We start from the raw sequence: 14,382 nt of genomic DNA on the forward strand, positions 1-14,382 counted from the left end.
CCACATGGACGCCCTGCCCATCCAAGCCCACTCCCGGTTACGCTGGCGCCGTGCGTCCATAGCCGGGTCCGCCCGGGGAAACCGCATAGCCGACAGCCGTCGCATCCAAGGGAGCCCTTCATGGCCTCGTTGCCGCCGTCCCCTTCCGCCGACAGCCGGACCCGGGTGTCCGAGCTCCGGGAGGCGCTCGCCACACGCGTGGTGGTCGCCGACGGAGCCATGGGCACCATGCTCCAGGCGCAGGACCCCACGCTCGACGACTTCCAGCAGCTGGAAGGCTGCAACGAGATCCTGAACCTGACCCGGCCCGACATCGTGCGCTCGGTCCACGAGGCGTACTTCGACACGGGCGTGGACTGCGTCGAGACGAACACGTTCGGCGCCAACTACGCGGCGCTCGCCGAGTACGACATCCCCGAGCGCGTCTTCGAACTGTCCGAGGCCGGCGCCCGCATCGCCCGCGAGACCGCCGACGGCTACCTCGCCCGCGACGGCCGGCAGCGCTGGGTCCTCGGCTCCATCGGCCCCGGCACCAAGCTGCCCACCCTCGGGCACGTCGGGTACACCACGATCCGCGACGCCTTCCAGCAGAACGCCGAGGGCCTGATCAGCGGCGGCGCGGACGCGCTGATCGTGGAGACCACGCAGGACCTGCTCCAGACCAAGGCGGCCGTGATCGGCGCCCACCGCGCCCGTGAGGCCGCCGGCCTGGACGTCCCGATCATCGTCTCCGTCACCGTCGAGACCACCGGCACCATGCTGCTGGGCTCGGAGATCGGCGCCGCGCTCACCGCGCTGGAGCCGCTCGGCATCGACATGATCGGCATGAACTGCGCCACCGGCCCCGCCGAGATGAGCGAACACCTGCGCTACCTCTCCCGGCACTCCCGCATCGCGCTCGCGTGCATGCCGAACGCCGGCCTGCCCGTCCTCGGCAAGAACGGCGCCAGCTACCCGCTCACTCCGTCGGAGCTGGCCGACGCCCACGAGACCTTCGTCCGCGACTACGGCCTCTCCCTCATCGGCGGCTGCTGCGGCACCACCCCCGAGCACCTGCGCCAGGTGGTCGAGCGGGTCCGCGGCATCACCCCGCCCGAGCGCAGCCCGCGCCCCGAGCCCGGCGCCGCCTCGCTCTACCAGACGGTCCCGTTCCGCCAGGACACCTCCTACCTGGCCATCGGCGAGCGCACCAACGCCAACGGCTCGAAGAAGTTCCGCGAGGCCATGCTGGCCGCCCGCTGGGACGACTGCGTGGAGATGGCCCGCGAGCAGATCCGCGAGGGCGCCCACATGCTGGACCTCTGCGTGGACTACGTCGGCCGGGACGGCGTCGCCGACATGGAGGAGCTGGCCGGCCGCTTCGCCACCGCCTCCACCCTGCCGATCGTCCTCGACTCCACCGAGGTCCCCGTCATCCGGGCCGGGCTGGAGAAGCTCGGCGGCCGCGCGGTCATCAACTCCGTCAACTACGAGGACGGCGACGGCCCGGAGTCCCGGTTCGCGAAGGTCACGAAGCTGGCGCGGGAGCACGGCGCCGCCCTGATCGCGCTGACCATCGACGAGGAGGGCCAGGCCCGTACCCCCGAGAAGAAGGTCGAGATCGCCGAGCGGCTGATCGACGACCTGACCGGGAACTGGGGCATCCACGAGTCGGACATCCTCATCGACACCCTGACCTTCACCATCTGCACCGGCCAGGAGGAGTCCCGGGGAGACGGCATCGCCACCATCGAGGCGATCCGCGAGCTCAAGCGCCGCCATCCGGACGTCCAGACCACCCTCGGCCTGTCCAACATCTCCTTCGGCCTCAACCCGGCCGCCCGCATCCTGCTGAACTCCGTCTTCCTCGACGAGTGCGTCAAGGCGGGCCTGGACTCGGCGATCGTGCACGCGAGCAAGATCCTGCCGATCGCCCGGTTCTCCGAGGAGGAGGTGCAGACCGCCCTCGACCTCGTGTACGACCGCCGCGCCGAGGGCTACGACCCGCTCCAGAAGCTGATGGCCCTCTTCGAGGGCGCCACCGCCAAGTCGCTCAAGGCGGGCAAGGCCGAGGAACTGGCCGCCCTCCCGCTGGACGAACGCCTCAAGCGCCGCATCATCGACGGCGAGAAGAACGGCCTGGAGGCCGACCTGGACGCGGCCCTCCAGGACCGCCCGGCTCTCGACATCGTCAACGAGACCCTCCTGGACGGCATGAAGGTCGTCGGCGAGCTGTTCGGCTCCGGCCAGATGCAGCTGCCGTTCGTCCTCCAGTCCGCCGAGGTCATGAAGTCCGCGGTCGCCCACCTCGAACCGCACATGGAGAAGTCGGACGTCGAGGGCAAGGGCACCATCGTGCTCGCCACCGTGCGCGGCGACGTCCACGACATCGGCAAGAACCTCGTCGACATCATCCTGTCCAACAACGGCTACAACGTCGTCAACCTCGGTATCAAGCAGCCCGTCTCCGCGATCCTGGAGGCCGCCGACGAACACCGGGCCGACGTCATCGGCATGTCCGGCCTGCTCGTCAAGTCCACGGTGATCATGAAGGAGAACCTGGAGGAGCTCAACCAGCGCGGCCTCGCGGCCACCTACCCGGTCATCCTCGGCGGCGCCGCCCTCACCCGCGCCTACGTCGAGCAGGACCTGCACGAGCTCTACGAGGGCGAGGTCCGCTACGCCCGCGACGCCTTCGAGGGCCTGCGCCTCATGGACGCGCTCATCGGCGTCAAGCGCGGGGTGCCCGGCGCCAGCCTCCCCGAGCTCAAGCAGCGCCGGGTCCGGCAGGCCCCCGCCGTCGAGGTCGAGGAGCGGTCCGAGGAGGGCCACGTCCGCTCCGACGTCGCCGTCGACAACCCGGTGCCCACCCCGCCGTTCTGGGACACCCGCGTCATCAAGGGCATCCAGCTCAAGGAGTACGCGAGCTGGCTGGACGAGGGCGCCCTCTTCAAGGGCCAGTGGGGCCTCAAGCAGGCCCGCACCGGCGAGGGACCGTCGTACGAGGAACTCGTCGAGACCGAGGGCCGCCCCCGGTTGCGCGGCCTCCTCGACCAGCTCCAGACGGAGAACCTGCTGGAAGCGGCCGTGGTCTACGGCTACTTCCCGTGCGTCTCCAAGGACGACGACCTGATCATCCTGGACGACCGCGGCAACGAACGCACCCGGTTCACCTTCCCCCGCCAGCGCCGCGGCCGCCGGCTCTGCCTCGCCGACTTCTTCCGCCCCGAGGAGTCCGGCGAGACGGACGTGGTCGGCCTCCAGGTCGTCACCGTCGGCTCCCGCATCGGCGAGCAGACCGCCAAGCTGTTCGAGGCCAACGCCTACCGCGACTACCTCGAACTGCACGGCCTGTCCGTCCAGCTGGCCGAGGCCCTCGCCGAGTACTGGCACGCGCGCGTGCGTTCGGAGCTGGGCTTCGCCGGCGAGGACCCCGGCGACATCGAGGACATGTTCGCCCTGAAGTACCGGGGCGCCCGCTTCTCCCTCGGCTACGGCGCCTGCCCCAACCTGGAGGACCGCGCCAAGATCGCCGACCTGCTCCGGCCCGAGCGGATCGGCGTCCACCTGTCCGAGGAGTTCCAGCTGCACCCCGAGCAGTCCACGGACGCCATCGTGATCCACCACCCGGAGGCGAAGTACTTCAACGCCCGCTGACCGGTACGCCGGCACCGAGACGTGTCCCACACAGCACACTGATCGGATAAGTCGTACACTGGTCGGTCCACAGCAGGCCGGTTCCCCGCATGGGAACCGGCCTGGTCGTCCCTCAAGGAGGTGTGTGGATTGACCAGCACGGTCCCCGCGCTCGGAACCCGTACGGCGGAAGGCTCGGCCCTCCAGGCGGTGCTCCTCGACATGGACGGCACCCTGGTGGACACCGAGGGCTTCTGGTGGGACGTCGAGGTCGAGATCTTCGCCCGCCTCGGCCACACCCTCGACGACTCCTGGCGCCATGTCGTGGTCGGCGGCCCCATGACCCGCAGCGCCGGGTTCCTCATCGAGGCCACCGGCGCCGCCATCACCCTCGCCGAGCTCAGCGTGCTGCTCAACGAGGGCTTCGAGGCACGCATCGGCACCGCCCTGCCGCTGATGCCGGGCGCGCAGCGGCTGCTCGCCGAGCTGTACGAGCAGCAGATCCCCACCGCCCTGGTCTCCGCCTCGCACCGGCGCATCATCGACCGTGTCCTGACCTCGCTGGGCCCCCAGCACTTCAGCCTGTCCGTCGCCGGCGACGAGGTCTCGCGCACCAAGCCCTACCCGGACCCGTACCTGCTCGCCGCCGCCGGACTGGGCGTGGATCCGGCCAGATGCGCGGTCGTCGAGGACACCGCGACCGGTGTCGCCGCCGCCGAGGCGGCCGGCTGCCAGGTGGTCGCCGTCCCGTCCGTCGCGCCGATCGCCCCGGCCGCACGGCGTACCGTGGTGACCTCGCTGGAAGAGGTCGACCTGGCTTTTCTGCGTGGCCTGATGACGGAAATGGCCTAGCCGTTCACCCAGCGTGCAAAGTCCATTGGTCGAAATCCCGACAGCGATCATTCAACGGAATTCGCAACTGTTCAACCGGCTGAATTCCGATACTCCATCACAGAAATGCGCGTGTGACGTTCCCCACGCGTGAGGATGCTCGACAACGTTGCCCGATTGTGCAGCCCACCCCCGTTCGGGGGGAAACGGGGCGACCTTGTGTCCCGATTGGGGAGACGCTGCACTAATCCTGCCGCTGTCGGGTTTTCGGTCCGTCCACGACCGGTTCCCCTGCGTGATGGGCCCTCAACTCACGCCGCTGCCAACCGTCCTGCGGGCGCCGACTAATCTCGTCGCGAGAACATCGCCGTAACCCCCGTGATCCGCTTCGACACCCCATGTATGCGGGATACACGGACACGAACAGCTCTGGAGAACTTCGAGCATGAACCGTAAGACTTTGGTGCTGCCGGCCGTGGTCGGCCTGCTCACTCCGGTGCTCGCCGCGTGCGGTGGATCCGACAGCGGGAGCAGCAGCAGCGACGCGATCGTCGTAGGCACCACCGACGGGTTCACTGCCACGAAGGACGCCCCGGCGCCCCTCGACCCGGCCTACTCCTACGACGTCGGCGGCTGGAACATCCTGCGCCAGACCGTGCAGACCCTCATGTCCCAGCCCAAGGGCGAGGGCGACCCGGTCCCGGACGCGGCCGAGAGCTGCTCCTTCACCGACAGCGGCAGCGAGCGCTACGCGTGCAAGCTGCGTGAGGGCCTGAAGTTCTCCGACGGCAACGCCGTCACCGCCGAGGACGTCAAGTGGTCCATCGAGCGTGCCCTGCGCATCAAGTCGGACAGTGGCGTCTACGGCCTGCTCACGAACATCGACACCGTCGAGACCCAGGGCGACCGCGAGGTCATCTTCCACCTCAAGACCGCCGACGCCACCTTCCCGTACAAGCTGTCCACCCCGGTCGCGGGCATCCTGAACCCCAAGGACTACGAGAAGGACAAGCTCCGCGACGGCTTCGACATCGACGGCTCCGGCCCCTACACCTTCAAGGCCGACGTCAAGAACGACGAGTTCGTCTCCGCCACCTTCACCAAGAACCCGAACTACAAGGGCAGCGTGAAGGTGAACAACGAGCAGGTCGTCCTGCGCGCCTTCAAGGACGCCGACGCCATGGGCGCGGCGATCGACAAGGGCGACATCGACGTCATGACCCGCTCCATGTCGCCGGCCCAGATCAACAAGCTCGACGCCGGCACCGACAAGAACGTCAGCCTCGTCGACATGTCCGGCCTGGAGATCCGCTACCTCGGCTTCAACACCGACGCGCCGTCCGTCAAGACCAAGGCCGTCCGCCAGGCCATGGCCCAGGTCATCAACCGCGACGAACTCGTCGCCAAGGTGTACGGCTCCCAGGCCGAGCCGCTGTACTCGTTGGTCCCGGCCTCCATCACCGGCCACTCCAACTCCTTCTTCAACAAGTACGGCGACCCCAGCGTCTCCAAGGCGAAGAACCTGCTGACCGCGGCGAACATCACCACCCCGGTGAAGCTCACGCTGCACTACACGACCGACCACTACGGTTCGGCCACCAAGCAGGAGTTCGAGGTCCTCAAGCAGCAGCTCAACGGCAGCGGACTGTTCGACGTCAGCATCGAGGGCACCCCCTGGTCGAGCTACCAGACCAACGAGCGCAAGGGTGACTACGACGTCTACGGCATGGGCTGGTTCCCCGACTTCCCGGACGCCGACAACTTCCTCGCGCCGTTCCTCGACAAGGACAACTTCCTCAAGTCGCCCTACGTCAACAACCGGATCATCAACACGCTGATCCCCGAGTCCCGCCGCGAGGCCGACCGGGCCAGCGCCGCCGGCAGCCTGACCGAGATCCAGGACGACGTCGCCAACGACGTCCCCGTGCTGCCCCTGTGGCAGGGCAAGCAGTACGTCGCCGCCCGCGACGACATCACCGGCGTCGCCTACGCCCTCAACTCCTCCGCCAGCCTCCAGCTGTGGGAGCTGGGCCGCGGCTCCAGCAGCTGACGCCCGGTCATACGACAGGAGGGGCGCCCCGCTCGTGAAGCGGGGCGCCCCTCCTGTCGTATACGCCTGTCGGCCGCCGGCTACTGCGCGCCGGGGCGCACCAGGCCGCTCTCGTACGCGTACACCGCCGCCTGCACCCGGTCCCGCAGCCCCAGCTTGGTCAGCACATGCCCCACATGCGTCTTCACCGTGGTCTCGCTGACGAACAGATCCGCGGCGATCTCCGCGTTCGACAGCCCGCGCGCCACCAGCTTCAGCACCTCCACCTCACGGTCGGTGAGCGTGTGCAGCGTGTCCGGCACCGGCTCCTCACCGGACGGCAGATGCGTCGCGTACTTGTCCAGCAGCCGGCGCGTGATGCTCGGCGCCAGCATCGCCTCCCCGTTCGCCACCACCCGGATCGCCTGCACCAGTTCGTTGGCCGGGGCGTCCTTCAGCAGGAAGCCGCTGGCTCCCGCGCGCAGCGCCTCCACCACGTACTCGTCCAGATCGAACGTGGTCAGCACCAGCACCTTCGCCGGACCGTCCCGGCCCGGACCGGTGATCTGCCGGGTCGCCTCCACGCCGTCCATCCGCGGCATCCGGATGTCCATCAGCACGACGTCGGGCTGCAGGGCCCGCACCTGGTCGAGTGCCTGCAGGCCGTCTCCGGCCTCGCCCACGACCGCGATGTCCTGCTCGGCCTCCAGAATCATCCGGAACCCGGTGCGCAGCAGCGGCTGGTCGTCGACCAGTAGGACACGGATGGCCACGATGAGTCTCCTTCTGCTAGTCCGCGCCCATTCTGCCCTGCGCCACGTCCCCGGACGCGGCCGACCTCACCGGCAGCGGATACGGCGGGGGAGTACCGCCGAACTCCGGACAGTGCGCCTGGTGGTCGCACCAGCCGCACAGCTTCGTCGGACGCGGCCGCCACTCACCCGACTCCGTCGCCTCCCGGATCGCCTCCCACAGCGCGAGCAGCTTGCGCTCCACCCGTTGCAGATCGGCCACGACCGGGTCGTACGTCAGCACGTCACCGCTGCCGAGATAGACCAGCTGCAGCCGCCTCGGCACCACGTTCTTCAGCCGCCACACCACCAGCGCGTAGAACTTCATCTGGAACAACGCACCCTCGGCGTACTCCGGCCGCGGCGCCTTGCCCGTCTTGTAGTCGACGATCCGCACCTCACCCGTCGCAGCCACGTCGACCCGGTCGATGATCCCGCGCAGCCGCAGCCCCGACTCCAGCTCCGTCTCCACGAACAGCTCCCGCTCCACGGGCTCGAGACGGACCGGATCCTCCAGCGTGAACCAGCGCTCGACCAGCTGCTCCGCCTCACCCAGCCAACGCGCCAGCCGCTCGCCCCGCGGATCCTCCGCGAACAGCTCCTCGAGCTCCGGCCTGGACTCCCGCAACCGGTCCCACTGCCCCGGCACCAGCGCCTTGGCCCGCGGCGCCGTCCGCTCCGCCGCGGGCGCGTCGAAGAGCCGCTCGAGGACCGCGTGCACCAGAGTGCCTCTGGTCGCCGCCTCGCTCGGCTTCTCCGGCAGCCGGTCGATCACCCGGAACCGGTACAGCAACGGACACTGCATGAAGTCACTGGCCCGCGACGGCGACAGCGACGCAGGCGGCCCGGCCGCCCTGCCCGCCACCGCCGTGACCGGCCCATCCCCCTGCGCGACGACCGCGCCCCGATCCCGTGCGGCGTCCTCGATGCTGCTGTCCATGACCACAGACCATACGGCCCGCCACTGACAGTCACCCAACCCGCACGACGCCCCGGCCAACACAGGGGGTGCCGGGGCAGAACACGCCGCGACGGCCGCATACCATCGACCGGAGAAGACGTATCTAACGAGGGGACACCGTGGACGTGAGCGGCGGCAGCGGGCAGCCCCGGTCGGACAACGCCGAACCGGCGCAGCAGACGACCGGCGAGGAGCCCGCGCCCCCGGCCCCGGCCCCACAGACACCGGAGCACCCGGAACAGCCGGAACAGCCGCGGACGACGCCGGCACCGGAGAAACCGGAGACGGCCGGGACGCCAGGCCGCCTGGACCCACCCGACCCACCCACCGGCGCCCCCGACCCGGCCGACGCGCCGGCCCGCGCGCAGTCGTCCGGCATGGCCAAGGGACAGCCGCCGCAGCGGCCCAAGGAACCCGGCGGCGGACTGCTCATGGGCCGGCCCTTCGGTGTCCCCGTGTACGTCGCCCCCAGCTGGTTCGTCGTCGCCGCACTGATCACCTGGGTCTTCGGCGGCCAGCTCGACCGCGTACTGCCCGAACTCGGCGCCGCCCGCTACCTCGTCTCCCTCTTCTTCGCCATCGCCTTCTACGCCTCCGTCCTCATCCACGAACTCGCCCACACGGTCGCCGCGATCCGCTTCAACCTCCCCGTCCGCCGCATCCAGCTCCAGTTCTTCGGCGGCGTCTCGGAGATCGAGAAGGAGGCGGAGACCCCGGGCCGGGAATTCGTGCTGGCCTTCGTCGGCCCGCTGCTCTCCCTCGTCCTCTCCGGCCTCTTCTACCTCGCCATGCAGCCCGTCGAGCCCGGCACCGTCCCCGGCGTCCTGCTGGCCGGCCTCATGGTCTCCAACCTCATCGTCGCCGCCTTCAACCTGCTGCCCGGCCTGCCCCTCGACGGCGGCCGGATGCTCCGCGCCGTCGTCTGGAAGATCACCGGCAAACCCATGAGCGGCACCGTCGCCGCCGCCTGGGTCGGCCGCGCCCTCGCCGTCTCCGTCCTCATCGGCCTCCCTCTGCTCAACCACTGGGGCGCCTTCGGCGGCGGCACCGACGACAGCAGCGGCATGGATGCCGTCACCGACGCCCTGCTCGCCGCCATCCTCGCCGCGATCATCTGGACCGGCGCCGGAAACAGCCTGCGCATGGCCAGGCTCCGCGAACACCTCCCGGAACTGCGCGCCCGCACCCTCACCCGCCGCGCTGTCCCCGTCGAGACCGACACCCCCCTCTCCGAGGCCCTGCGCCGCGCCAACGCCGCCGGCGCCCGCGCCCTGGTCGTCGTCGACGCCGACGGCAACCCGCTCTCCCTCGTCCGCGAGGCCGCGATCGTCGGCGTACCCGAACACCGCCGCCCCTGGGTCGCCGTCAGCGGCCTCGCCCAGGACCTCACCGACGGCATGCGCGTCTCCGCGGAGCTGGCCGGAGAAGACCTCCTGGACGTCCTGCGCGCCACCCCCGCCACCGAATACCTGGTCGTCGAGGAGACCGGCGAGATCTACGGCGTCCTCTCAGCCGCGGACGTCGAACGCGCCTTCGTCAGAGCAATGGCAAGGCCCGCCTGACGACGCCCCGGGGCCGGCGCGCCCCTTCAGGGGCGCGGGGAACCGCGCGAGCAACCGCAACGCACCCGCACTGTTCCCACGACCGAAGGCGCCCTTCGTTGGTCCGAGCCGCCCGCAGGGCCCGGTAGGCTGTTCACATGTCCGAACCGACCGGTGCCGCCCGCAGGCGCGGGCCCTTCAAGGTCGGGGACCAGGTACAGCTGACCGACCCCAAGGGTCGCCACTACACGTTCACGCTCGAAGCCGGGAAGAACTTCCACACCCACAAGGGCTCCTTCCCGCACGACGAACTGATCGGCGCTCCCGAGGGCAGCGTTGTCCGCACCACCGGCAACGTCGCCTACCTCGCGCTGCGCCCCCTGCTCCCCGACTACGTCCTGTCCATGCCCCGCGGGGCAGCCGTCGTCTACCCCAAGGACGCGGGGCAGATCCTCTCCTTCGCCGACATCTTCCCCGGCGCCCGCGTCGTCGAAGCCGGCGTCGGCTCCGGCTCGCTCAGCAGCTTCCTGCTGCGCGCCATCGGCGACCAGGGCATGCTGCACAGCTACGAGCGCCGCGCGGACTTCGCCGAGATCGCCCAGCAGAACGTCGAGCGCTACTTCGGCGGCCCGCACCCGGCCTGGCAGCTCACCGTCGGCGACCTCCAGGACAACCTCTCCGACACCGACGTCGACCGCGTCATCCTCGACATGCTCGCCCCCTGGGAGTGCCTGGAGGCCGTCTCCAAGGCCCTCGTCCCCGGCGGCATCCTGTGCTGCTACGTCGCCACCACCACCCAGCTCGCCCGGACCGTCGAGTCCATCCGCGAGATCGGCTGCTTCAACGAGCCGACGTCCTGGGAGACGATGATCCGCAACTGGCACGTGGAGGGCCTCGCCGTCCGCCCCGACCACCGGATGATCGGCCACACCGGCTTCCTGCTCACCGCCCGCCGCCTCGCCGACGGCGTCGAGCCGCCCATGCGCCGCCGCCGCCCCGCCAAGGGCGCCTACGGCGAGGACTACGACGGCCCCAACGCCGACGGCGGCACCGGCCGCTGAGCCCGGCCCCGCAACCGCTTCAACGTACGAGCGCCGCCGCCGAGTTCCCCGACACCACGGAACTCGGCGGCGGCGCTCACCCGTTGACGCCGCCCAGCACAGTGCGGCGCCCCACCGGCCGCGAAAGCCCACCCCGCCGTTCCCTCCCCACTGTGACGTGTGGCACGATGCAGGCCACCCCCACCGGCACAGGCCTCACAGGAGACACTCCTAGTGCAGCAATCCGTGGTTCCGGAGCTCGCTCACACCGACACCCGCCCCATGCACTGGCTGGCCACCGCCGCTGCCGTGGCCGGGGTCGTCGCTCTGTCGTCCCTCTTCCAGCCGGGCTCGGCCAAAGCCGCCCAGCCCACCGCCGCAACCGGGACGAAACCCGCCGCCGCGGCCGCCGCGCCGCCCAGCACCACCGGCGTGGACTTCCCCCTGGACTGCGGCCCCGTGAAAGAGCTGGTCGTCAAGAAGGCCACCGGCGACCTCGACGGCGACGGCAGACCGGAAACCGTGGTGGTCGTCCACTGCGACTCGGCCATGGGCACCCCGCCCGACGGCGTCTACGTCCTCACCCAGGCCGCCGGAGCCACCAGCCCCCGCGTCGTCGCCACCCTGGTCGACCCCAAGGACCGCTACACCGTGACGGACTTCGCGGTCGCCGGCAAAGCGGTCACCGCCACCCTGCTCGGCTATTCCTCGGACAACGTGCCCAGTTGCTGCCCGGACCTGAAGGCCGGCGCCAAGTGGCAGTGGAACGGCCACGCGTTCGTCCGCTCCACCCCCGTGGCCGCCCACAGCGTCTGACGGCCACGCCAGCCGGCGCGGCCCGACCGGCCCGCGGCCCATGCCACGCGGAGTGGCCGGAAAGTCACTCCGCGTCCGGCCCGTACACCTCGACACGGTCCTCGACCCGGCGCACGTGAATGCACTCGCCCGGACACTCCCGCGCCGAGTCCACCACGTCCGTGAGCAGCGGCAGCGGCACCGGCACCGTCGCCCCCTTCGCCTGCAGCAGCTCGTCGTCCGCGCCCTTCACATAGGCCAGGCCGTCGATGTCCAGCTCGAACACCTCCGGGGCGTACTGGGCGCAGATCCCGTCACCCGTACACAGATCCTGGTCGATCCAGACCTCGAGCGCCTCACCGTCGGCCAGGGCCTCCTGCTGCACGGTCATCTCTCCTGCCGTCGAAAGCGCCGGACGGCCGGACCCGGCAGTCACCCGGTCCCGCCCCGGCGGGTGTTGAACGCCTTCGACCCTACCTCCGGCCCACAGCCCCCCGCGCACCCATCTCGCGCACCCTCCGGAGCGCCCTGCGGCCACACCCCGCGCCCGCGCACACGGCGCCCCCACCGGCGCGGAACGGCGGCGTCCGGCCACCCGACCGATCGACTTGAGCCAACCCGCGCCCCGCCGCCATGAACACGCACCACATCCGGCCGGTCGCTCTGTGTAAGAAATCCGCCACCTGGGCACAACCCCTGAACCGGCACTGGAGCGGACAACTCCGGTCAGTAACGGAGGGTTTTGACCACTCCGGGCCTGGAACACGCCGCTTCCGAATCGCGTTGAGTGGGTATCCACCCGGCACGAGGGAGAACGCGATGGGTGACCGACGACACACCTTGACAGTCTTTGTGATCTAGGGGTTTCAATCGACACCCACCCAGGTAGGGTCTGGAAGCGTCCAGCTCCCCTTGGAGGAGGTGAGGACCGTGGCAGCCCACGACGACGACATGAACCGCGGCATCCGCCCGGGACGAGGGTCCGACGACCCGTCCGAGCAGATCGCCTATCTTGAGCAGGAGATCGCCGTCCTGCGACGCAAGCTCGCCGACTCTCCGCGACACACGAGGATTCTCGAAGAGCGGATCGTCGAGCTGCAGACGAACCTGGCCGGCGTGTCCGCCCAGAACGAGCGACTCGCGAACACCCTCCGCGAGGCCCGCGACCAGATCGTGGCCCTCAAGGAAGAAGTCGACCGGCTCGCACAGCCGCCGGCCGGCTTCGGTGTCTTCCTCACGGCGAACGAGGACGGCACCGCCGACATCTTCACCGGCGGCCGCAAACTGCGGGTGAACGTCAGCCCAAGCGTTGACCTGGACGACCTCAGGCGCGGCCAGGAAGTCATGCTCAACGAAGCGCTCAACGTGGTCGAGGCCATGGAGTACGAGCGCGTCGGCGACATCGTCACCCTCAAGGAGATCCTCGAGGACGGCGAGCGCGCCCTCGTGCTCGGGCACACCGACGAGGAACGCGTGGTACGGCTCGCCGAGCCACTGCTGGACGTGAACATCCGGCCCGGCGACGCCCTGCTGCTCGAACCCCGCTCCGGCTACGTCTACGAGATCGTCCCCAAGAGCGAGGTCGAGGAACTCGTCCTCGAAGAGGTCCCCGACATCGGCTACGAGCAGATCGGCGGACTCGGCGGCCAGATCGAGGCCATCCGGGACGCCGTCGAGCTCCCCTACCTCTACCCGGACCTGTTCAAGGAGCACGAACTGCGCCCGCCCAAGGGCGTCCTGCTCTACGGACCCCCCGGATGCGGCAAGACGCTCATCGCCAAGGCCGTCGCCAACTCGCTGGCCAAAAAGGTCGCCGAAGTCACCGGCCAGGCCGCAGGCAAGAGCTTCTTCCTCAACATCAAGGGCCCCGAGCTCCTGAACAAGTACGTCGGCGAGACCGAGCGGCAGATCCGCCTCGTCTTCCAGCGTGCCCGGGAGAAGGCCAGCGAGGGCACCCCCGTCATCGTCTTCTTCGACGAGATGGAATCCCTCTTCCGCACCCGCGGCTCCGGCGTCAGCTCGGACGTGGAGAACACCATCGTCCCCCAGCTGCTCGCCGAGATCGACGGTGTCGAAGGCCTGCAGAACGTGGTCGTCATCGGCGCCTCCAACCGCGAGGACATGATCGACCCCGCCATCCTGCGGCCCGGCCGGCTCGACGTGAAGATCAAGATCGAGCGTCCCGACGCCGAAGCGGCCAAGGACATCTTCGGCAAGTACCTCACCGAGCGCCTCCCGCTGCACGCCGACGACCTCGGCGAGCACGGCGGCAGCAAGGCCACCACCGTCGAGAGCATGATCCAGACGGCCGTGGAACACATGTACGCCGAATCCGAGGAAAACCGCTTCCTGGAAGTCACCTACGCCAACGGCGACAAGGAAGTCCTCTACTTCAAGGACTTCAACTCCGGCGCCATGATCGAGAACATCGTCGGACGCGCCAAGAAGATGGCGATCAAGGACTTCCTCGAACACAAGCAGAAGGGTCTGCGCGTCTCCCACCTCCTCCAGGCCTGCGTGGACGAGTTCAAGGAGAACGAGGACCTGCCCAACACCACCAACCCCGACGACTGGGCCCGGATCTCCGGAAAGAAGGGCGAACGGATCGTCTACATCCGTACCCTCATCACCGGAAAGCAGGGCGCGGACACCGGACGCTCCATCGACACGGTGGCGAACACCGGACAGTACCTGTAAAACACAGGGCGGCTGCGGGTGCCCTCACCGGGTACCCGCAGCCGACTGTTTTTCCGGCCAAAACCGGAACCGAGGCGAGCAA

10 protein-coding genes are annotated in these 14,382 nt (G+C 69.5%); 7 read left to right on the plus strand and 3 right to left on the minus strand.

Translation table 11 applies throughout. The annotated features are described in order from the left end of the window. Positions 1 to 120: 120 nt before the first annotated feature. The 3 genes from metH (at position 121) to ACIQVL_RS23595 (ending at position 6,496) form a co-directional block, all read left to right on the plus strand. On the plus strand, positions 121 to 3,636 hold the full coding sequence (gene metH / locus ACIQVL_RS23585) for a methionine synthase (RefSeq protein ID WP_403429319.1): 3,516 nt from the start codon (positions 121 to 123) through the stop codon (positions 3,634 to 3,636). Positions 3,637 to 3,765: 129 nt separating this feature from the next. Next, complete coding sequence (locus ACIQVL_RS23590) at positions 3,766 to 4,467, plus strand: HAD family hydrolase (protein ID WP_403476278.1); 702 nt, start codon at positions 3,766 to 3,768, stop codon at positions 4,465 to 4,467. A gap of 424 nt (positions 4,468 to 4,891) precedes the next feature. Further along, positions 4,892 to 6,496: an ABC transporter substrate-binding protein gene (locus ACIQVL_RS23595; RefSeq protein WP_403429323.1), complete on the plus strand. Its 1,605-nt coding sequence runs from the start codon at positions 4,892 to 4,894 to the stop codon at positions 6,494 to 6,496. A gap of 80 nt (positions 6,497 to 6,576) precedes the next feature. On the opposite strand, the gene ACIQVL_RS23600 is transcribed toward ACIQVL_RS23595, so the two are convergent. Both ACIQVL_RS23600 and ACIQVL_RS23605 read right to left on the minus strand, forming a co-directional pair. Next, positions 6,577 to 7,248, minus strand: a complete 672-nt coding sequence (locus ACIQVL_RS23600; RefSeq protein WP_030608351.1) for a response regulator transcription factor — start codon at positions 7,246 to 7,248, stop codon at positions 6,577 to 6,579. A gap of 16 nt (positions 7,249 to 7,264) precedes the next feature. Further along, entirely contained in the window at positions 7,265 to 8,206 is a 942-nt protein-coding gene (locus ACIQVL_RS23605; RefSeq protein ID WP_403476279.1) for a RecB family exonuclease, read from the minus strand. A 140-nt stretch (positions 8,207 to 8,346) separates the two neighbouring features. Between ACIQVL_RS23605 and ACIQVL_RS23610 the strand changes: the two genes are divergently transcribed. The 3 genes from ACIQVL_RS23610 (at position 8,347) to ACIQVL_RS23620 (ending at position 11,624) form a co-directional block, all read left to right on the plus strand. Next, a complete protein-coding gene (locus tag ACIQVL_RS23610; protein ID WP_403476280.1) occupies positions 8,347 to 9,789 on the plus strand; it encodes a site-2 protease family protein in 1,443 nt (480 codons plus the stop codon). Between the two features lie 137 nt (positions 9,790 to 9,926). Continuing rightward, a complete protein-coding gene (locus tag ACIQVL_RS23615; protein WP_358915346.1) occupies positions 9,927 to 10,829 on the plus strand; it encodes a tRNA (adenine-N1)-methyltransferase in 903 nt (300 codons plus the stop codon). A 213-nt stretch (positions 10,830 to 11,042) separates the two neighbouring features. Next, entirely contained in the window at positions 11,043 to 11,624 is a 582-nt protein-coding gene (locus ACIQVL_RS23620) for a hypothetical protein (protein ID WP_403429339.1), read from the plus strand. A gap of 64 nt (positions 11,625 to 11,688) precedes the next feature. Here ACIQVL_RS23620 and ACIQVL_RS23625 read toward each other — a convergent pair whose 3' ends face one another. Further along, a complete protein-coding gene (locus tag ACIQVL_RS23625; RefSeq protein WP_403429341.1) occupies positions 11,689 to 11,994 on the minus strand; it encodes a ferredoxin in 306 nt (101 codons plus the stop codon). A gap of 539 nt (positions 11,995 to 12,533) precedes the next feature. On the opposite strand from ACIQVL_RS23625, the gene arc reads away from it, so the two are divergent. Next, a complete protein-coding gene (gene arc, locus ACIQVL_RS23630; RefSeq protein WP_403429343.1) occupies positions 12,534 to 14,300 on the plus strand; it encodes a proteasome ATPase in 1,767 nt (588 codons plus the stop codon). Positions 14,301 to 14,382 lie beyond the last annotated feature (82 nt).

The sequence above is a fragment of the Streptomyces sp. NPDC090499 genome (genome assembly GCF_044769305.1).
In the GTDB taxonomy this organism is placed as follows: domain Bacteria; phylum Actinomycetota; class Actinomycetes; order Streptomycetales; family Streptomycetaceae; genus Streptomyces.

Coding starts and splice junctions, on each gene's coding strand:
- metH (WP_403429319.1), top strand. CDS start 121: ATGGCCTCGTTGCCGCCGTCCCCTTCCGCCGACAGCCGGACCCGGGTG.
- ACIQVL_RS23595 (WP_403429323.1), top strand. CDS start 4,892: ATGAACCGTAAGACTTTGGTGCTGCCGGCCGTGGTCGGCCTGCTCACT.
- ACIQVL_RS23605 (WP_403476279.1), bottom strand. CDS start 8,206: ATGGACAGCAGCATCGAGGACGCCGCACGGGATCGGGGCGCGGTCGTC.
- ACIQVL_RS23615 (WP_358915346.1), top strand. CDS start 9,927: ATGTCCGAACCGACCGGTGCCGCCCGCAGGCGCGGGCCCTTCAAGGTC.
- ACIQVL_RS23625 (WP_403429341.1), bottom strand. CDS start 11,994: ATGACCGTGCAGCAGGAGGCCCTGGCCGACGGTGAGGCGCTCGAGGTC.